Origin of the sequence: Massilia sp. Root133 (assembly GCF_001426525.1) — a bacterium.
GTDB lineage: Bacteria > Pseudomonadota > Gammaproteobacteria > Burkholderiales > Burkholderiaceae_D > Telluria > Telluria orientalis.
This window is the reverse complement of record NZ_LMEW01000008.1, coordinates 146,478-163,259: the sequence shown is the minus strand read 5'-3', so window position 1 is coordinate 163,259 and position 16,782 is coordinate 146,478. Positions and strand designations below refer to the sequence as shown.

Below are 16,782 nucleotides of genomic sequence, written 5' to 3'. Positions count from 1 at the left end.
GAGGACACGGCGCCGCTGGTCGACGTCGACACGTTCTGGCACTACCACATCCTCGACACGATGAAATATGCCGCCGACTGCGAGCAGGCCTTCGGCTATTTCCTGCACCACTACCCGTACGTCGGCATGGGCGGCGGCGATGACGAGCAGTTCCGCCTCGCCAGCGGCGACCGCATGCGCGAGCTGTACGAAGCCACGTTCGGCGACACCTACCCGGGCGCCGTCGCCCAGTCCGCGGACGGCGCGGCCGCATGGTGCGCAAGCCCGCACATCGAGCCGGGCCAGGTGACGGACAGCGCGACCGCATGGTGCGCGAGCCCGCATACCGCGGGCAAGCGCGCCGCCGCCACCGCGTGGTGCGCGAGCCCGCACATCGACAAGCTGACCCGGCGCGCGATCGACACCGCCTGGTGCGCCAGCCCGCACATCGGCAAGCTGACCCACGACGGCGGCGCCACCGCCTGGTGCGCCAGCCCGCACACCGCCAACAAGGCCGCCTGAGCGGGTCAGGCCGCGCTGGCCTCCGCGTGGGGCCGCACCATCAGCGAGCGCAACTCGCGGATGCTGTAGTCGGACACCTCGTGCATGCGCAGCAGGAGGGTGGCGCCGATCGGCAGGGTGTTGTGGCGGATCTTGCTGATCACGGGCGGCGCCACTTCCAGCAGCCGCGACAGCGCGGCGTCGTTCTTGAGCTTGAGTTTATTGATGATGGCGTCGAGGACCCGGTTCGGGTCATACTCGGCGCCGTCAGGTATGCGTCTGATGGGCATGTTCGTCTTTCGCTTTGTGACATCCATGGGAAATTTTCCACAACCCATAGCGGGTTATGGAAAATCAGCCAGTTTCGGGAAATATAAGTTCTTTGTGTGGTCGCTCTACGGCGTACCCGAATGATACATGGATTAGTTGCGAAATGCTTAAGACGCCCTTATGCCGTCGCCGACATGGGGATAGCGCAGGCGGGCCCGCAGCTCCGTGCCGAGGCGGCGGTTGTCCAGCCGGCGCGATTCCGACATGAAGGACAGCAGCATCGGCGACACCGCCTTCTCCAGCTCGGCGCGCGCGAGACGCGGCGGCCGCGCCAGGCCGAATGCATCGGCCACGAGATCGAAATAATCCCCCATCTTCATGCGCGTGTCGTCGGACGCGTTGTAGACACGCCCCGGCCATGCGCGGAACAGCGCCAGCGCGCACAGCCGCGCCAGGTCATCGGCGTGGATGTGGTTCGTGTACACGTCGTCCGCGCTCGCCAGCGCCGGCGTGCCCCGCTGCAGCCGTTCGATGGGCAGGCGGTCCGCCGCATAGATGCCGGGCGCGCGCAGGATCGCCACCTTGCCCCCGCTCGCCACGGCCCATGCGCGCAGCACGCGTTCGGCGTCCACGCGGCGCCGCGCACGCGCATTGCGCGGGGCGACGGGCGTCGTCTCGGGGGTCGCCGCGCCGCTACGGTCGCCGTAGACGCCCGAGGTGCTGACATAAACCACCCGCGCGCCCTCGGGTAGAATGGCGATCAAATTGCGCGTGCGCAAATCGAGCGCGCCGTCCTGCTGTGGCGGCGCTAGATGAACGACCCGCTGCGCCAGTCCTGCCAATCGCTTCAGCGTCGCTGGCCGGTCGAGGTCGGCCACGACGGGGACGGCGCCCGCCGCACGCAATGCCGCGCACCGGGCCGGCTGGCTCGTCACGGCGAACACGCGAAAACGCTCGCGCACCAGCGGCAGCAAACGCATGCCGACGTCGCCGCAGCCCACGATCAGGAGGCGCGGCTTGTTGAACCTGACTTTGTTTTTTGTATCCATTCGAGGATTGTATGACGTTTCAGATCACTGTCCAGCCCAGCGGCCACCACTACGACTGCGACGCGGACGAAACCGTGCTCGCGGCCGCGATCCGCTCCGGCATCGGCCTGCCGTACGGCTGCAAGAACGGCGCCTGCGGTTCCTGCAAGGGCAAGGTCGTCGAAGGCACGATCCATCACAAGCCGCACCAGGCACGCGCGCTGACCGACCAGGAAAAGCTGCAGGGTCTCGCCCTGATGTGCTGCGCCGTGCCCGAGGGCGACGTCGTGATCGAAGCGCGCGAAGTGGGCGGCAGCAGCGAGTACCCGGTGCGCAAGATGCCCACCCGCGTCACCGCCATCCGCCGCGCCGCGCCGGACGTCGCCATCCTCACCTTGCAGCTGCCGGCCAACGAAGCCCTCGCCTACCGCGCCGGCCAGTACATCGAATTCATGCTCAAGGACGGCAAGCGCCGCGCCTATAGCATCGCCAGCGCGCCGTCGCTGGGCGGCCCGGTCGAACTGCACATCCGCCACCTCCCCGGCGGCGTGTTCACGGACCATGTCTTCGGGGCGATGAAGGAACGCGACATCCTGCGCTTCGAGGGTCCGTTAGGCACGTTCTTCCTGCGCGAAGACTCGGACAAGCCGATCGTGCTGCTGGCCTCCGGCACCGGCTTCGCGCCGGTCAAGGCGCTCGTCGAGCACATGATCCACCTGAAGTCGGAACGTCCCGTCGCCCTGTACTGGGGCGGACGCCGGCCGCAGGACCTGTACATGCACGCGTTGTGCGAGCAGTGGGCGCGCGAGCTGCCCCACTTCACGTACGTGCCCGTCATCTCGGACGCGCTGCCGGAAGACGGCTGGACGGGCCGCACGGGCTTCGTGCACGCGGCGGTGATGCAGGACATCCCCGACCTGTCGAACCACCAGGTGTATGCGTGCGGCGCGCCGGTCATGGTCGATTCCGCACGGCGCGACTACGTCGAGCAATGCGGCCTGCCGGCCGACGAGTTCTACGCCGACGCCTTCACGACGGAAGCGGACCTGGCCCAGCCCTGACGTGCCCGGCGGGGCGCACATGCAGACACGATTCCTGTATATCTCGACAAGAATTTGGAGTATGTTCCCGTTTGCCCCGGCCGCACCGGCCGGTTACCAAACAAGAAAGGGTCCATTAACATGCACAAGACGCTCCGCCGTGCCCCTGTCCTGCTCGCCCTGTCGGCCGCCCTGGTGTCGACAGCCCTCCTTTCGGGCGCCCTCCCCGCCCACGCCGCCGACCAGGCGAGCAACAGCTGGCAAACCGTCCTCGCCAGCCCGCTCCGCACGGACGACGACCGCAAGGGCGACGCACACCGCAAATCCGCCGAATTCCTCACGTTCGCCCAGGTGAAGCCGGGCATGAAGGTGCTCGACGTGGCGTCCGGCGGCGGCGCCACCGCGGCCCTGCTGACGGCGGCCGTGGGGCCCAAGGGCGAAGTCTGGGCCCAGAACGCCAAGCCGAACGCCAAGCTGGACGCGCGCCTGGGCCAGGCCACGCTGCCGAACCTGCACGCCGTCGTGGCGGACTTCAACGATCCGGTCCCGAAAGGCACGCCGCCGCTGGACCTCGTCACGATCAACATGTCGTACCATGACATCGTCAACACGCCGGCCGACCGCGCCGCGCTGAACAAGCGCCTGTACGACGCCCTCAAGCCGGGCGGCCACCTCGTCATCATCGACAACGCGGCCAAGAAGGGCAGCGGCCTCACGGCCACGAAGACCCTGCACCGCATCGACGAGGACACGGTCGTCGACGAGGTGACGAAGGCCGGCTTCAAGGTCGACGCGAAGAGCGACTACCTGCGCGCGCCGTCCGACCCGCGCGATCTGCCGTTCTTCGAAATGAAGGGCGCGCCGGACGACAAGTTCGCGATCCGGTTCGTCAAGAAGTAAAGCCGCTGTCAAGACAGCACATCGCGCGGACATCAGGCACAATGAGGGTTGCATTCCCGCCATTCCCTCTCCCAACCTATGTCCGTGCTTTCTCCGACAGGGCGCCTTGCCGTCCTGCGCAACCGTAACGTTTCGTTCTACCTGTCCTCGCGCTTCCTCGGCACGCTCGCCGTCCAGATGCAGAGCGTGGCCGTCGGCTGGCAGGTCTACCAGATCACGCACAGCCTGTTCGACCTCGGCCTCATCGGCCTCGCCCAGTTCGCGCCATTCCTTGTCCTGATCCTGTGGGCCGGCCACGTGGCCGACACGCACAACCGCCGCAACATCGTCCTCGCCTGCATGGCCACGCAGCTGCTGTGCAGCCTGCTGCTCGTCGCGTTCACGCTGTCCGGCAGCAAGACCGTGTGGCCCGTGTACGCCGTGCTCGTGCTGTTCGGCAGCGCGCGCGCCTTCATGCAGCCGGCGTCGCAGGCGGTGCTGCGCAACCTCGTCGCCACGAAGGATTTCTCGCAGGCCGTCGCGCTGAGCTCCTCGACGTTCCAGGTGGCCGTGATCGTCGGCCCGGTGCTGGGCGGCCTGCTGTACGTGTTCGGGCCGAACGTCGTGTATGGCGTGTCGAGCACGCTGCTCGTCATCGCGGTGCTGCTGATGTCCGGCACGAAAAGCGCACCGCAGGCGATGAACAAAGCGCCCGTCAGCTGGCACACCCTGCTGGAAGGCCTGCGCTTCGTGTGGTCGCGGCAGATCGTGCTGGGCGCCATTTCGCTCGACCTGTTCGCCGTGCTGTTCGGCGGCGCCACCGCCCTGCTGCCCGCCTACGCCCATGATGTGCTGCACGCCGGCCCCACGAGCCTGGGCCTGTTGCGGACCGCGCCCGGCGCTGGCGCCACCTTGTGCTCGATCGCGCTCGCGTTCTGGCCGATCACGCGCAAGGTCGGCCCGTGGATGTTCGGCGGCGTCGCCCTGTTCGGCGCGGCCACCGTGACGATGGGCCTCACGCACAGCTTTTATGTCGCCCTCGTCGCGCTGTTCCTGCTGGGCGCGGGCGACATGGTCAGCGTCTACATCCGCCACCTGCTCGTGCAGTACGAGACGCCGGACGAGATCCGCGGCCGTGTCAGCGCCGTGAACGCCGTGTTCATCGGCGCCTCCAATGAACTGGGCGAATTCGAATCGGGCCTGACGGCGAGCTGGTTCGGCCTCGTGCGCGCGATCGTGTTCGGGGGCGTCGCCACGCTGGTCGTCACCGGCGCGTGGATGAAGCTGTTCCCCGTGCTGTCGCGCATGGACCGCTTCCCGCACCACGACGCGGAACAGGCGGCCAAGGCCGGGGCCGCGTGATGGAACGGCAGCCAGGCTTCCTGTTGCGCTTCATCCGCAGCCGCCCGTACCTGCTCGGCGCGCTGATGCTCGGCGTGGCGGTCGCTATGCTCGTGCCGGCGCACTACAGCGACCTGCGGCGCGCCCTGATCGGCTGGAACAGCGGCGTCTGGTCCTATCTGCTGATCATGGCGTGGACGATGTTCCGCGCCGATCACAGCCGCGTGCGCGCGATCGCCGAAAGGCAGGACGAAAGCGGGGGCGCCGTGCTGGGCGCCGTCGTCGTCGGCGCGATCCTGAGCGTGTACGCGATCGTGACGGAACTGGCGAACATGAAGGAGGCGACGGAGCACGTCAAGGCGCTGCACTACGGCTTCACGGCGCTGACCGTGATCGGTTCCTGGCTGCTGGTCGGCGTCATGTACTGTTTCCATTACGCGCACATCTACTACACGGCCAGCAAGCACGCGCTGCCGCTGGAATTCCCCGACCGGCACACGCAGCCGAACTACTGGGACTTCCTGTACTTCTCGTTCACGCTGTCGGTGGCCGTGCAGACGTCGGACGTGACCGTCAAGACGCGCGCCATGCGCAAGCTCGTGCTGGGCCATTGCGTGCTCGCGTTCTTCTTCAACCTCGTCATCCTCGGCCTGTCCGTGAACATCGCGGCAAGCCTCGTGAACACCTGAGTGCGCGTGCGGAACGGCGGGTTTTCTCCAGAGCGGGTAATATCGATGCAAATGTGACCACTTTTGGAGGAGTTTATGGAAGTTAATGTCAACACCGATAACACCATCCAGCGCCATTCCGGCCTCGACGAACGCGTCCGCACCATGGTCGAAGAAGCGATCGGCCGCTTCGGTGACCACGTGCGCCGCGTGGACGTGCACCTCTCCAACGAGAACAAGGAAAAGCACGAAGACGGCAGCAACTACTGCATGATGGAAGCGCTCGTCTCGGGTTATGCGCCCGTCGTCGTGCATGCGCATGCGGAAAACCTGCAACAGTCGATCACGAGCGCCGTCGGCAAGCTCAAGCGCGCCCTGGACAGCGCCATCGGCCGCCTGAACGACAAGAACAAGCGCGAACCGCTGCCCGTGGACGCCGAGTCCGATAAAGACCTGACCAGCAATTCCTGATCGCGGTCGCGGCAACGGACTGCCGCCAGTCCGTTGTCCGCCAAAAGTGTTGCAAAAATTAAAATATGCTTGCGTCATCCGGAGCGTCCATATACGCTTGTACGGACAACAGCAAGCACCATGACCACGACTGCACAACCCACACCCGCCGCCCGGACCGACAAGCTCCTGACCATCGAAGCGGCCCGCGGCATCGCCGCCCTGCTCGTCGCCTTCTTCCACGGATCGCACGTCGTCGAACTGGCCCAGCCGGAACGCGGCGCGCCGTTCGGCGGCTTGTTCACCTTCGGCCATGCGGGCGTGCCCTTCTTCTTCGTCCTGTCCGGCTACATCATCTATTACATCCACCATGCCGACCTCGACCGTCCCAGCAGGCTGGGTTCGTTCGCATGGAAGCGCGCGACGCGCATCTATCCGCTGTACCTGGTCGTGATGGTGCTGATCACCGCGAAATACGGGTTCGCGGGGAATTTTGCGTGGGATTACTGGATAAAATCCGTGCTGCTGCTGCCGCAGAGCCAGTTGCCGATGCTGATCCAGTCCTGGACCCTCGTCCACGAAGTCCTGTTCTACGCCCTGTTCGGCCTGGCCATCTGGCGCGTGCGCGTGAGCCGCTGGGTGCTGCTTTCCTGGGCGATCCTGTTCTGCACGGCGCGCGTGGTCGATCTCCAGCTGCCGGCCGGGCTGTTCGGCGACACCGTCCGGACGCTCGCCTCCCCGTACAACCTGCTGTTCCTCCTCGGCATGGGCGTCGCGTGGGTGCTGCGCCACCGCACGATCGCCTTCCCGCGGCTGCTCGCGCTGGCGGGCACCCTCGCCTTCCTGGCCACGGGCCTCGTGGAAAACACCGGTCTCTACAAGAGCATGGCCGAGCACGGCCTGTTGCCGGTCGTGCTGTACGGCGTGAGTTCCGCCTGCATCATCATTGGCCTCGTCGCAGCCGAGACCGCCGGCAATCTGCGCGTGGGCCGCATCGGCGGCCTGCTGGGCGCGCTGTCCTATCCGCTGTACCTCACGCACGGCATCGCGATCAGCATCGCCGTCGAGGCCGCGCGCAAGCTGCACTACGCCGGGTCGGGCGCCCTGCTGCTGACCGGTGCCGTGGCCGTGGCCTGCGTGGCGGCGCTGGTCGTGCACCGCTGCGTGGAAAAGCCGGTGGCCAGGTGGCTGCGCAACGTGTGGGCCCGCCGCGGCGCGGCGCCGGCCTTTACTTGAGCGTCTGCAGATAGCGCAGCCCGGCCAGCGCCCGGCTGCCGTACCACGACATCATCTCGCCGTCGACGAGATAAACGGGAATCCCCAGCTGCTTTTCCAGTGCGTCCGCATGGTCTTCCGTGAAGCGGTAGGGCTCGGTCGACAGCAGCACGGCATCGAGCCCGTCGACGAGCGCCTGCGACCAGGCGAAGCGCGGATACCGGTCCGTGCCCAGGTCCGGCACGCGCCAGCCCAGCTCGGCCAGCATGGCCGCGATATACGTGTCCTTCGACACCGTCATCCACGGATCCTGCCAGATGCAGTAGAGCACCGTGCGCGCCGGTCCCTTCGGCGCCGCGTGCAGCGCCGCGTACTCGGCCTCGAATGCAAGGCACCAGCGCGCGGCGGCCTCTTCCGCGCCGAAGATCCCGCCCATCAGCCGCGCCAGCGGCACATTGTCGCGCGGCGTGTTCGGATGCGTGACGACGACGTGCGGCACGAACCCGGCGAGGTTCTCGACGGTCGGCTTGGCGTTCTCGTCGATGTTGACGACGACGTGCGTGGGCGCGAGCTTGCGGATCTTCTCGATGTTGACGTCCTTCGTGCCGCCCACCTTGGGAATGGCCGTGACCACGTCGCGCGGATGGATGCAGAAGCCGGTGCGGCCGACGAGCTTGCCCGCGAGGCCAAGGTCGCACAGCAGCTCGGTGATCGAGGGCACGAGGCAGACGATGCGCGCATCGGGCGCGGGTGCGTGGTGGTGGCCGAGGGCGTCGGCCAGGAAATCGGGGGCGGTAGTCATGCCGCCATTGAAACACTGTTGTTTATCGGCGCCAAGCATCGGCGCTGGTGTTTCGTTAAGGTATCATGCGAGGTTGTCAATATAAGTTGTCGCCTGGCAGTCAATCCGATGATCGTGACCGGCACTTTCGGTGCATCCCCCTACCGCATTCGCGACTTGCAGCTCTTTCGCGACATCGACGATCCCGCCGTCGCGCAAGCGCTCGCCGATTCCCGGCTCGTGCGGCTGCCGCGGGGCGAAGCGCTCGAGGACGGCCTGCGCGCCCGCCTCTACATCCTGCTCGCGGGCAGCCTCGCCGTGGAGGGCGCGCTGGGCGAAGGCAATGTCGAGCGCATCCTGCCGGGTGAAAGCGTGGGCGAGCAGTCCGTGCTGGACGATGCCGCCAACCTCGACGCCATCGTCGCGCTGGAAGACAGCGAGCTGCTCGTCATCGAACCCGACCGCGTGTGGCAATTGATCGACGGGCACAATGGCGTGGCGCGCAACCTGCTGCGGCTGCTGTCGTTCCGCATCCGCGCGACCAACGCCCGCCTGCGCCGGCGCCAGAAGCTGGGCGAGTTCTACCGCCAGCTGTCGTTCAACGACGGCCTCACGGGCCTGTACAACCGCGCCTGGCTGAACGACGCGCTGCCCAAGCTCGTCACGCGCGCGCGCCAGGACGGCGGGCCGCTGTCGCTCGTGATGATCGACCTCGACCACTTCAAGCGCTTCAACGACACGCATGGCCACATCGCGGGCGACGCCGCCCTGTGCGCGGCCGCGGGCGTGATCCGCGCGGGCCTGCGTCCGACCGATTTCGCCGTGCGCTACGGCGGCGAGGAAATGATGGCGATCCTGCCCGCCACCCCGCAGGCGCAGGCGCTGACAGTCGCCGAGCGCCTGTGCGTGCGCATGCGCGAGGCCGCCGTGTTCGACGACATGCGCCTGCCGCTGCCGCACGTCACCGGGTCGTTCGGCGTCGCCACGCTGCTGCCCGGCCAGGACGAACGGGGCCTGATCGAGGCCGCCGACGCCGCGCTGTACCGCGCCAAGGAAGCAGGCCGCGACCGCATTGGCACGTGAAGTTCCCAAAACCGGATTGAGCCGGTGCTAGGCCGTGCGAATCATGCACGTTAGAATGGCGCCACGATGAGCAACCACACCTTCCTCTGGCACGACTACGAGACCTTCGGCGCGGAACCGCGGCGCGATCGTCCCGCACAGTTCGCCGCGATCCGCACCGACGCCGACCTCAACGAGATCGGCGAACCGATCATGCTGTATTGCCAGCCGGCGCCCGACTACCTGCCCGACCCGCAAGCCTGCCTGATCACCGGCATCACGCCGCAGCACTGCCTGGAACACGGCGTGCCCGAACACGAATTCGCGGCCCGCATCTGCGTCGCGTTTTCCGAGCCGGGCACGATCGGCGTCGGCTACAACACCATCCGCTTCGACGACGAGGTCACGCGCTTCCTGCTGTGGCGCAACCTGATGGACCCGTATGCGCGCGAATGGCAGAACGGCTGCGGCCGCTGGGACATGCTCGACGTCGTCCGCATGGCCTATGCGCTCCGTCCCGACGGCATTACCTGGCCGCGCCATGACGACGGCCGTCCCAGCTTCAAGCTCGAACACCTCACGCGCGACAACGGCCTCGTGCACGACGCCGCGCACGACGCGCTGTCCGACGTGCGCGCCACCATCGCGCTCGCGCGCCTGCTGCGCAGCAAGCAGCCGAAGCTGTTCGACTTCTGCCTGGAACTGCGCCGCAAGGACAAGGTGGCCGAGCAGATGGGCCTGCACCTGGACCGCGCACTGCGCCAGCCGTTCCTGCACGTGTCCGGCATGTTCCCGGCCGAGCGCGGCTGCCTGGGCGTCGTCTGGCCGCTCGCGACGCATCCCACGAACAAGAACGAAGTCCTCGTGTGGGACTGCCGCCACGACCCGTCCGAACTGTTCAACCTGAACGTCGAGACGATCCGCCAGCGGATGTTCACCCGCGCCGCCGAGATGCCCGAGGGCATGACGCGCCTCCCGATCAAGAGCGTGCACCTGAACAAGTCGCCTATGCTGGTCGGCAACCTGAAAACGCTCAGCACACAGATGGCGGCGCGTTGGGAACTGGACGTCGAGCAATGCCTCGCCCACGCCCGCAGCGCCGCGGCCGGGCCGGACATGACGGCGATCTGGCAGAAGGTGTACCAGCGCGATGCGGTCACCGCGAGCGTCGACGTCGACGAAGACCTGTACGGCGGCTTCGTCTCGAACGGCGACCGGCGCCGGCTGGAATCGTTGCGCGCGGAAGCCGCGCCGAAGCTGGCGACCTTGCGCCCGTCGTTCGAGGACGAGCGCCTGTCGCACCTGCTGTTCCGCTACCGCGCCCGCAACTTCCCGCACACGCTGGGCGAGGACGAGCAGCAGGCCTGGGAAGACCACCGCGCCGCGCGCCTGTTCGACGGCGCGGGCGCTGCGCGCACGATCGATCAATTGTTTGCCGAGATAGACGCGCTGTCCGAGACGGCGGACGAGCGGGCTGAGGAAATCCTCGGGGCCCTGTATGATTACGCGGAGATGATCGCCCCCAGCCGGTATTGATCGGCGCGACGGTGGGCACCGTGTGTCCACCATTCACGCCGATGTCCCGTGCATTCCGTTCGCTAAGCAATTTTAATTACCGCCTCTGGGCCGCCGGCGCCCTGGTCTCGAACATCGGCACGTGGATGCAACGCACGGCCCAGGACTGGCTCGTGCTGACGGAACTGACGCACCACAACGCGTCGGCCGTCGGCACCGTGATGGCCCTGCAGTTCGGCCCGCAATTGCTTCTGCTGCCGTGGACGGGCTGGGCCGCCGACCACGTCGACCAGCGCAAGCTGATGATGATCACCCAGACCGCGATGGGCACGCTCGCCCTCGCGCTCGGTGCGATGACGCTGACCGGCGTCGTCGCGCTGTGGCACGTGTACGTGTTCGCCTTCCTGTTCGGCTGCGCATCGGCCTTCGACGCGCCCGTGCGCCAGACGTTCGTCGCGCACCTCGTCGGGGATGCCGACTTGCCCAACGCGGTCGCGCTGAACTCGACGTCGTTCAACGCCGCGCGAATGATCGGCCCCGCGGCCGCCGGCCTCCTGATCGCCGGCATCGGCACCGGCTGGGCGTTCATCGTCAACGGGCTGTCGTACGTCGGGATCCTGTGCTCGCTGGCCTGGCTGCGCAAGGACGAGCTGCACCCGCGCGCGCCCGGGAGCGCAGGCGGGCGCGGCATGCTGGACGGCGTGCGCTACGTATGGAAGCGGCCGGACCTGATGGCGCTGCTGGGCATGCTGTTCCTGATCGCCACGTTCGGCCTGAACTTCCCGATCTTCATCGGCACGATGGCCGTCTCGGTGTTCCACACGGACGCGCGGGGCTACAGCCTGCTGTCGTCGACGATGGCCGCCGGCAGCGTCGTCGGCGCGCTCCTCGCCGCGCGCCGCGAGCATACCCGGTTCAGCGCACTCGTCGTCGGTGCCGGCGTGTTCGGCGCCGGCTGCGCGCTGGCGGCCGTGTCACCCGGCTACCTGTGGTTCGCGGCCGCGCTGGCGCTGACGGGCGTGGCCGCCCTCACCTTCACGAATACCTCGAACAGCCTGCTGCAACTGTCCACGGAACCCGCGATGCGCGGCCGCGTGATGGCGTTGCGGCTCGGCATCGCATTGGGCACGACGCCGATCGGCGCGCCCATCGTCGGCTGGGTGGCCGACCATGCGGGGCCGCGCTGGGCGCTGGGCGTCGCCGCCGCATCGGGCTTCGCGGCGCTGGCGGTCGGGATGCGCTACCTGGCTATCGCCCGGAGCGCGGGGACGGCCTGATACGGTAGGGTGGGCGGCCCTCCGCCCACCAAACGTATGCGTCGCGCTAACGCATGGTGGGCACAGGGGTGCCACCCTACTGGGAGGGATTCTTAACCGCGATGCGCGTTGATGGCGTCACGCGTTTCGGTCGCCACGCGGCGCGCGGCCGCGGCGAAGTCTTCGCCGCCCTGCGGCTGCGCGTAGATGATGGCGCGCGATGAATTGATCATCATGCCCGCGCCGGCGGCCGTGCGACCCGACTTGACGGTCGCCTCGATGTCGCCGCCCTGCGCGCCGATGCCGGGCACGAGCAGCGGCATGTCGCCGACGATGGCGCGCACCTGCGCCAGTTCTTCCGGGAACGTGGCGCCCACGACGAGGGCGCACTGGCCGTTCCTGTTCCACTTTTCCGCGACGAGGCGCGCCACGTGCTGGTACAGCGGCTGGCCGCCCACGTCGAGGAATTGCAGGTCGGAGCCGCCCGCGTTCGACGTGCGGCACAGGACGATCACGCCGCGGTCCTTCCACGCCATGTACGGTTCGACCGAGTCGAAGCCCATGTACGGGTTCACGGTGACGGCATCGGCGCCATAGCGGTCGAACGCTTCGCGCGCGTACTGGTGCGCGGTCGCGCCGATGTCGCCGCGCTTGGCGTCCAGGATCAGCGGGATATGGGGGTAGGTCGCGCGCAGATAGTTGCAGATGGCTTCCAGCTGGTCTTCCGCGCCGAGCGCGGCGAAATAGGCGATCTGCGGCTTGAAGGCGCAGGCCAGGTCGGCGGTCGCGTCGATGATGGCCTTGCAGAACTCCACGATGCCGTCCGGGCGATCGCGCAGGTGTGCGGGGAAGCGGGCCGTGTCCGGGTCGAGTCCCACGCACAGCAGGGAATCGTTGCGCTTCCAGGCGGCGTTCAGTTTGTCGATGAAGTTCATGGGCGGCCTCTCTGATCTGATTGCAAACCCTCTATTGTAGCCTTGCGCCCGTTTGTCTCGCCATCACTGTGGCATTTCGGTTATATTTTGGCCATTCGACAACTAGTTACGGGACGTCAGATGAAACCTTCCCTGTTCACGCGCTGGGCCGGCATGGTGCTGGCCGCCGTACTGGCCGCCACGCTGCTGTCGGGCTGCGGCTACAACCAGTTCCAGGCCAAGGACGAGGCCACCAAGGCTGCCTGGGCCGAGGTCGTCAACCAGTATCAGCGCCGCGCCGACCTGATCCCCAACCTGGTGAACACGGTCAAGGGCTATGCGACGCACGAGAAGGATACGCTGGAAGCCGTCACGCGGGCGCGCGCGGCCGCGACCAGTTTCCAGATCACGCCGGAAGTCTTGAACAACCCGGAAGCCTTCCAGAAATTCCAGCAGGTGCAGGGTGAGCTGTCGAGCGCGCTGTCGCGCCTGATGGCCGTGTCGGAGAACTATCCGCAGCTCAAGGCCGACGCCAGCTTCCGCGACCTGCAATCGCAGCTGGAAGGCACGGAGAACCGCATCACGGTGGCCCGCCAGCGCTATATCGCAGCCGTGCAGGACTATAACGTCACCGTCCGCAGCTTCCCGACCAACCTGACCGCCATGATGTTCGGCTACCAGGCCAAGCCGTCGTTCACGGTCGAGAACGAGAAGGCCATTTCGACGGCGCCGACCGTCAACTTCGGCAAATAAGGCCATGCCATGAACGCCCTGCCGCGGTTGCTGTGGGCCTGGATGCTGACCTTGCTGCTGGCTTCCCAGGCGCACGCCCAGCAGTTCAAGCCGGTGCCGGCGCTGCGCGCGCGCGTCACCGACGAGATCGGCATGCTGACGCCGGACCAGCGCCAGAAACTGGAAGGCGTACTGGCCGACTACGAGGCCAAGACGGGCAGCCAGATCGCCGTGCTGCTGATCTCCTCGACGGAACCGGAAGCCATCGAGCAGTACAGCATCCGCGTGGCCGACGAATGGAAGCTCGGACGCAAGGGCGTCGACGACGGCGTGCTGCTGGTCGTCGCGAAAGACAATCCGAAGGCGCTGCGCCGCCTGCGCATCGAGGCCGGGCGCGGCGTGCAGGGCGTCCTCACGGATGCGCAATCGAAGCGCATTCTGGAAGACACGATCGCCCCGCACTTCCGCCAGCAGGACTGGTACGGCGGCCTCGTCGCGGGCGTGGGCGCCATCGCCACCCTGCTGAACCAGGAAAAGTTCCCGGCACCGCAGGCGCAGCCGACCGCGCAACAACAGGTGGATGACGGCCCCAACGTCGTCGTCAGCATCTTCCTGATCCTCGTCGGCATCACCGTCCTGCGCTCGGTGTTCCGCCCGCGCCGCACGCGCCTCGCGCAGCCGGGCCGCTATGGCGCCGGCTGGGGCAGCGGCACCACCGGCTTCATCCTCGGCAACATCCTCGCCAACGCGGCCAACCAGCACGACAACGACCGCTGGCGCGGCGGCGGCGGTTTTTCTGGCGGCTTTTCCGACGGGGGCGGCGGCGGCTTTTCGGGCGGTGGTGGCGGCAGCTTCGACGGCGGCGGCGCCTCGGGAGACTGGTGATGGAAGAACCGAACCGCCTGCGGCGCGCCCTGCGCCACCTGCTCAGCACGCGCAACGAAGCCGAGCGCGCGTTCCCGCCGGAAGCGCTCACGGCGATCACGGAAGCCATCACGGCGGGCGAACAGACGCACCGCGGCGAAGTGCGGCTGATCGTCGAAAAAGGCATGCCGCTGTCGCTCGCGTGGGCCGGCGTGACGACCCGCCAGCGCGCCATCGCCCTCTTCGCCGACTACGGCATCTGGGATACCGAAGACAACTGCGGAGTGTTGATCTACGTAAATCTTGCGGACCGGAAGGTCGATATCATTGCCGACCGGGGCATCGACCGCAAGATCGACGCGGCCACGTGGCAAGGCGTGTGCGACACGATGACGCGCGGCTTTGCCAGCGGCGAGTTCCACGCGGCGACCCTGGCCGCGATCGCCCAGGTGAACCAGCTGCTGCGCCAGCATTTCCCGTCCGGGGGTGCGCGGCCGAATGAATTGCCGGATCGGCCCGTGATGCTTTGATCGAGTCGCGGCCCGTCGACGTCGTTGAACGAGGCCATGCGATGAATGCTCTGCCGCGCTTGCTGTGGGTCTGGATGCTGCTCTTTCTGCTGGCCTGTCATGCCCGCGCACAAGCGCCGTTCAAACCGGTCCCGCCGCTGCGGACGCGCGTCACCGACGAGGTCGGCATGCTGACGCCGGTTCAGCGCCAGCAACTGGAAAGCGCGCTGGCCTACTACGAAACGAAGACGGGCAGTCAGATCGCCGTGCTGATCGTGGCGTCCACCGAACCGGAAGCGATCGAGCAGTACGGCATCCGCGTGGCCGACACATGGAAGCTCGGGCGCGCCGGCATCGATGATGGCGTGCTACTGATCGTCGCGAAGGACAATCCGAAGGCGTTGCGCCGGCTGCGCATCGAAGCCGGGCGTGGCGTGCAAGGCGTGCTCACGGACGCGCAATCGAAACGCATCCTGGAAGACACGATCGCGCCGTATTTCCGTCAGCAGGACTGGTACGGCGGTGTCCATGCGGGTGTGGGCGCCATCGCGGTGCTGCTCGACCACGAGTCGTTCATGGCGCCGCGGCGGCGCGCCGGGTCGGAGATGGCCGGTTACATCGTGCTGGCCTTCTTCGCCGTGGCTGGGCTCATTGTCATCATCGTGGCGTTCATCGTGATCCGTGCCGACAGGCGTTCCCGCCGCACGTCACGACCGGTCCGCCGCGCGCCACGCGACACGACATACGTCGACAGCGCCCCTGCCTTCGCCTTCAGCAACGACGACAGCAGCAGCTCGGACAGCAGCAGCGACTTCTCCGGTGACGGCGGCAGCTTCGACGGCGGCGGCGCCTCCGGCGACTGGAGCGATTGACGGGGCCCGCTACAATGGCGGCTTTTCATTGCAGCAGCGAGGACATCCATGAAACTCACCCAGAAAACCGCCATCGTCACCGGCGCCAGCCAGGGCATCGGCCTGGCGTGCGCCGAACGCCTCGTGCGCGAGGGCGCGCGCGTGATGCTCGTCGACGTGCGGCCCGAAGGCGCGGCCGCGGCCGAGGCGCTGGGCGACACTGCCCGCTTCTTCCAGGCGGACGTGAGCATCAAATCCGAAGTCGACGCGATGGTCGCCGCCACGCTGACCGCGTTCGGCCACGTCGACATCCTCGTCAACAATGCCGGCGTCACGCATGCCGCCGATTTCCTCGACCTCGACGAGGAGGATTTCGACCGCGTCCTGCGCATCAATCTGAAGTCCATGTTCCTGTGCAGCCAGGGCGTCGCGCGCGACATGGTCAAACGGCAGTCGGGTTGCATCATCAACATGTCGAGCGTGAACGCGGAACTGACGATTCCCAACCAGATCCCTTACGTCGTGTCCAAGGGCGGCGTCAACCAGCTCACGCGCGTGATGGCCATCAGCCTGGCCCAGCACGGCATCCGGGTCAATGCGATCGGCCCGGGCACGATCCTGACGGAACTGGCGAAGCAGGCCGTGCTGGGCAGCCCGGAGGCGCGCCACACGATCCTGTCGCGCACGCCGCTGGGCCGCTGCGGCGTGCCGGAAGAAATCGCCGCCATCGCCGCGTTCCTCGCCAGCGACGATGCGTCGTACATGACGGGCCAGACGCTGTATGCGGATGGCGGCCGCATGGCGCTGAATTACACGGTGCCCGTCAAGAATGAATAGCGAGATGAACCATTATCACCCGGGGTAATGACAGGTATCCGAATTCATCATTGGACACATATATCGCACCGCAACATAATGGCACCTGTC

At 67.2% G+C, this 16,782-nt stretch carries 19 protein-coding genes; 15 read left to right on the top strand and 4 right to left on the bottom strand.

Annotation, left to right across the window (positions count from 1 at the left end; all coding sequences use genetic code 11):
• Positions 1 to 501: hypothetical protein (locus ASD28_RS32265; protein ID WP_056126451.1), on the top strand; the 501-nt coding region annotated here is incomplete at its 5' end.
• Positions 502 to 506: 5 nt separating this feature from the next.
• Here ASD28_RS32265 and ASD28_RS08885 read toward each other — a convergent pair.
• Positions 507 to 770 carry a hypothetical protein gene (locus tag ASD28_RS08885; RefSeq protein ID WP_056126478.1) on the bottom strand — a complete coding sequence of 88 codons (264 nt, stop codon included), beginning with the start codon at positions 768 to 770 and terminating at the stop codon, positions 507 to 509.
• Positions 771 to 917: 147 nt separating this feature from the next.
• The gene (locus ASD28_RS08880) at positions 918 to 1,799 is read right to left on the bottom strand and encodes an NAD-dependent epimerase/dehydratase family protein (protein ID WP_056126449.1); all 882 of its coding nucleotides are present in this window, start codon (positions 1,797 to 1,799) and stop codon (positions 918 to 920) included.
• Between the two features lie 11 nt (positions 1,800 to 1,810).
• On the opposite strand from ASD28_RS08880, the gene ASD28_RS08875 reads away from it, so the two are divergent.
• The 6 genes from ASD28_RS08875 to ASD28_RS08850 all read left to right on the top strand — a co-directional run bounded on the left by ASD28_RS08875 (position 1,811) and on the right by ASD28_RS08850 (position 7,392).
• The gene (locus tag ASD28_RS08875) at positions 1,811 to 2,839 is read left to right on the top strand and encodes a CDP-6-deoxy-delta-3,4-glucoseen reductase (RefSeq protein ID WP_056126447.1); all 1,029 of its coding nucleotides are present in this window, start codon (positions 1,811 to 1,813) and stop codon (positions 2,837 to 2,839) included.
• Between the two features lie 120 nt (positions 2,840 to 2,959).
• Positions 2,960 to 3,718, top strand: a complete 759-nt coding sequence (locus ASD28_RS08870) for a class I SAM-dependent methyltransferase (RefSeq protein WP_056126445.1) — start codon at positions 2,960 to 2,962, stop codon at positions 3,716 to 3,718.
• A gap of 78 nt (positions 3,719 to 3,796) precedes the next feature.
• Complete coding sequence (locus tag ASD28_RS08865; protein WP_056126443.1) at positions 3,797 to 5,059, top strand: MFS transporter; 1,263 nt, start codon at positions 3,797 to 3,799, stop codon at positions 5,057 to 5,059.
• Positions 5,059 to 5,727: a DUF1345 domain-containing protein gene (locus ASD28_RS08860; protein WP_056126441.1), complete on the top strand. Its 669-nt coding sequence runs from the start codon at positions 5,059 to 5,061 to the stop codon at positions 5,725 to 5,727. The genes ASD28_RS08865 and ASD28_RS08860 overlap by 1 nt, the downstream gene beginning before the upstream one ends.
• Before the next feature lie 75 nt (positions 5,728 to 5,802).
• Positions 5,803 to 6,177: an HPF/RaiA family ribosome-associated protein gene (locus ASD28_RS08855; RefSeq protein WP_056126439.1), complete on the top strand. Its 375-nt coding sequence runs from the start codon at positions 5,803 to 5,805 to the stop codon at positions 6,175 to 6,177.
• Between the two features lie 120 nt (positions 6,178 to 6,297).
• On the top strand, positions 6,298 to 7,392 hold the full coding sequence (locus ASD28_RS08850) for an acyltransferase (RefSeq protein ID WP_056126437.1): 1,095 nt from the start codon (positions 6,298 to 6,300) through the stop codon (positions 7,390 to 7,392).
• Here the strand turns inward: ASD28_RS08850 and ASD28_RS08845 are convergent.
• Positions 7,385 to 8,173, bottom strand: a complete 789-nt coding sequence (locus tag ASD28_RS08845; RefSeq protein WP_056126476.1) for a helical backbone metal receptor — start codon at positions 8,171 to 8,173, stop codon at positions 7,385 to 7,387. The two genes, ASD28_RS08850 and ASD28_RS08845, sit on opposite strands and share 8 nt — an antisense overlap.
• A gap of 108 nt (positions 8,174 to 8,281) precedes the next feature.
• Here ASD28_RS08845 and ASD28_RS08840 point away from each other — a divergent pair, with 108 nt between their 5' ends.
• From ASD28_RS08840 to ASD28_RS08830, 3 genes are all read left to right on the top strand, one after another.
• Positions 8,282 to 9,235 carry a GGDEF domain-containing protein gene (locus ASD28_RS08840; protein WP_056126436.1) on the top strand — a complete coding sequence of 318 codons (954 nt, stop codon included), beginning with the start codon at positions 8,282 to 8,284 and terminating at the stop codon, positions 9,233 to 9,235.
• 66 nt (positions 9,236 to 9,301) lie between these two features.
• Positions 9,302 to 10,750: an exodeoxyribonuclease I gene (sbcB, locus tag ASD28_RS08835; protein ID WP_056126434.1), complete on the top strand. Its 1,449-nt coding sequence runs from the start codon at positions 9,302 to 9,304 to the stop codon at positions 10,748 to 10,750.
• Between the two features lie 41 nt (positions 10,751 to 10,791).
• On the top strand, positions 10,792 to 12,006 hold the full coding sequence (locus ASD28_RS08830; protein ID WP_056126475.1) for an MFS transporter: 1,215 nt from the start codon (positions 10,792 to 10,794) through the stop codon (positions 12,004 to 12,006).
• A 92-nt stretch (positions 12,007 to 12,098) separates the two neighbouring features.
• Here ASD28_RS08830 and pyrF read toward each other — a convergent pair whose 3' ends face one another.
• Positions 12,099 to 12,920 (bottom strand): orotidine-5'-phosphate decarboxylase, encoded by an 822-nt coding sequence (gene pyrF / locus ASD28_RS08825; RefSeq protein ID WP_056126432.1) that lies wholly within the window; start codon positions 12,918 to 12,920, stop codon positions 12,099 to 12,101.
• A gap of 153 nt (positions 12,921 to 13,073) precedes the next feature.
• Here pyrF and ASD28_RS08820 point away from each other — a divergent pair, with 153 nt between their 5' ends.
• Genes ASD28_RS08820 through ASD28_RS08800 form a run of 5 tightly spaced genes read left to right on the top strand, consistent with a single transcriptional unit; the run spans position 13,074 to position 16,692 of the window.
• On the top strand, positions 13,074 to 13,652 hold the full coding sequence (locus tag ASD28_RS08820; RefSeq protein WP_056126473.1) for a LemA family protein: 579 nt from the start codon (positions 13,074 to 13,076) through the stop codon (positions 13,650 to 13,652).
• A 9-nt stretch (positions 13,653 to 13,661) separates the two neighbouring features.
• A complete protein-coding gene (locus ASD28_RS08815) occupies positions 13,662 to 14,516 on the top strand; it encodes a YgcG family protein (RefSeq protein ID WP_056126430.1) in 855 nt (284 codons plus the stop codon).
• Positions 14,516 to 15,025 (top strand): TPM domain-containing protein, encoded by a 510-nt coding sequence (locus ASD28_RS08810; RefSeq protein WP_056126428.1) that lies wholly within the window; start codon positions 14,516 to 14,518, stop codon positions 15,023 to 15,025. Before ASD28_RS08815 ends, ASD28_RS08810 begins: the two co-directional genes overlap by 1 nt.
• A 41-nt stretch (positions 15,026 to 15,066) precedes the next feature.
• Positions 15,067 to 15,876: a YgcG family protein gene (locus ASD28_RS08805; protein ID WP_056126425.1), complete on the top strand. Its 810-nt coding sequence runs from the start codon at positions 15,067 to 15,069 to the stop codon at positions 15,874 to 15,876.
• 48 nt (positions 15,877 to 15,924) lie between these two features.
• A complete protein-coding gene (locus ASD28_RS08800) occupies positions 15,925 to 16,692 on the top strand; it encodes an SDR family NAD(P)-dependent oxidoreductase (RefSeq protein ID WP_056126423.1) in 768 nt (255 codons plus the stop codon).
• Positions 16,693 to 16,782 lie beyond the last annotated feature (90 nt).

Excerpts from the sequence above, each read along its gene's own strand:
- ASD28_RS08815 (WP_056126430.1), top strand. The coding sequence starts at position 13,662 with ATGAACGCCCTGCCGCGGTTGCTGTGGGCCTGGATGCTGACCTTGCTG.
- ASD28_RS08850 (WP_056126437.1), top strand. The coding sequence starts at position 6,298 with ATGACCACGACTGCACAACCCACACCCGCCGCCCGGACCGACAAGCTC.
- ASD28_RS08875 (WP_056126447.1), top strand. The coding sequence starts at position 1,811 with ATGACGTTTCAGATCACTGTCCAGCCCAGCGGCCACCACTACGACTGC.
- sbcB (WP_056126434.1), top strand. The coding sequence starts at position 9,302 with ATGAGCAACCACACCTTCCTCTGGCACGACTACGAGACCTTCGGCGCG.
- ASD28_RS08840 (WP_056126436.1), top strand. The coding sequence starts at position 8,282 with ATGATCGTGACCGGCACTTTCGGTGCATCCCCCTACCGCATTCGCGAC.
- pyrF (WP_056126432.1), bottom strand. The coding sequence starts at position 12,920 with ATGAACTTCATCGACAAACTGAACGCCGCCTGGAAGCGCAACGATTCC.
- ASD28_RS08865 (WP_056126443.1), top strand. The coding sequence starts at position 3,797 with ATGTCCGTGCTTTCTCCGACAGGGCGCCTTGCCGTCCTGCGCAACCGT.
- ASD28_RS08880 (WP_056126449.1), bottom strand. The coding sequence starts at position 1,799 with ATGGATACAAAAAACAAAGTCAGGTTCAACAAGCCGCGCCTCCTGATC.
- ASD28_RS08820 (WP_056126473.1), top strand. The coding sequence starts at position 13,074 with ATGGTGCTGGCCGCCGTACTGGCCGCCACGCTGCTGTCGGGCTGCGGC.
- ASD28_RS08805 (WP_056126425.1), top strand. The coding sequence starts at position 15,067 with ATGAATGCTCTGCCGCGCTTGCTGTGGGTCTGGATGCTGCTCTTTCTG.
- ASD28_RS08830 (WP_056126475.1), top strand. The coding sequence starts at position 10,792 with ATGTCCCGTGCATTCCGTTCGCTAAGCAATTTTAATTACCGCCTCTGG.
- ASD28_RS08885 (WP_056126478.1), bottom strand. The coding sequence starts at position 770 with ATGCCCATCAGACGCATACCTGACGGCGCCGAGTATGACCCGAACCGG.
- ASD28_RS08870 (WP_056126445.1), top strand. The coding sequence starts at position 2,960 with ATGCACAAGACGCTCCGCCGTGCCCCTGTCCTGCTCGCCCTGTCGGCC.
- ASD28_RS08810 (WP_056126428.1), top strand. The coding sequence starts at position 14,516 with ATGGAAGAACCGAACCGCCTGCGGCGCGCCCTGCGCCACCTGCTCAGC.
- ASD28_RS08855 (WP_056126439.1), top strand. The coding sequence starts at position 5,803 with ATGGAAGTTAATGTCAACACCGATAACACCATCCAGCGCCATTCCGGC.
- ASD28_RS08845 (WP_056126476.1), bottom strand. The coding sequence starts at position 8,173 with ATGACTACCGCCCCCGATTTCCTGGCCGACGCCCTCGGCCACCACCAC.
- ASD28_RS08860 (WP_056126441.1), top strand. The coding sequence starts at position 5,059 with ATGGAACGGCAGCCAGGCTTCCTGTTGCGCTTCATCCGCAGCCGCCCG.
- ASD28_RS08800 (WP_056126423.1), top strand. The coding sequence starts at position 15,925 with ATGAAACTCACCCAGAAAACCGCCATCGTCACCGGCGCCAGCCAGGGC.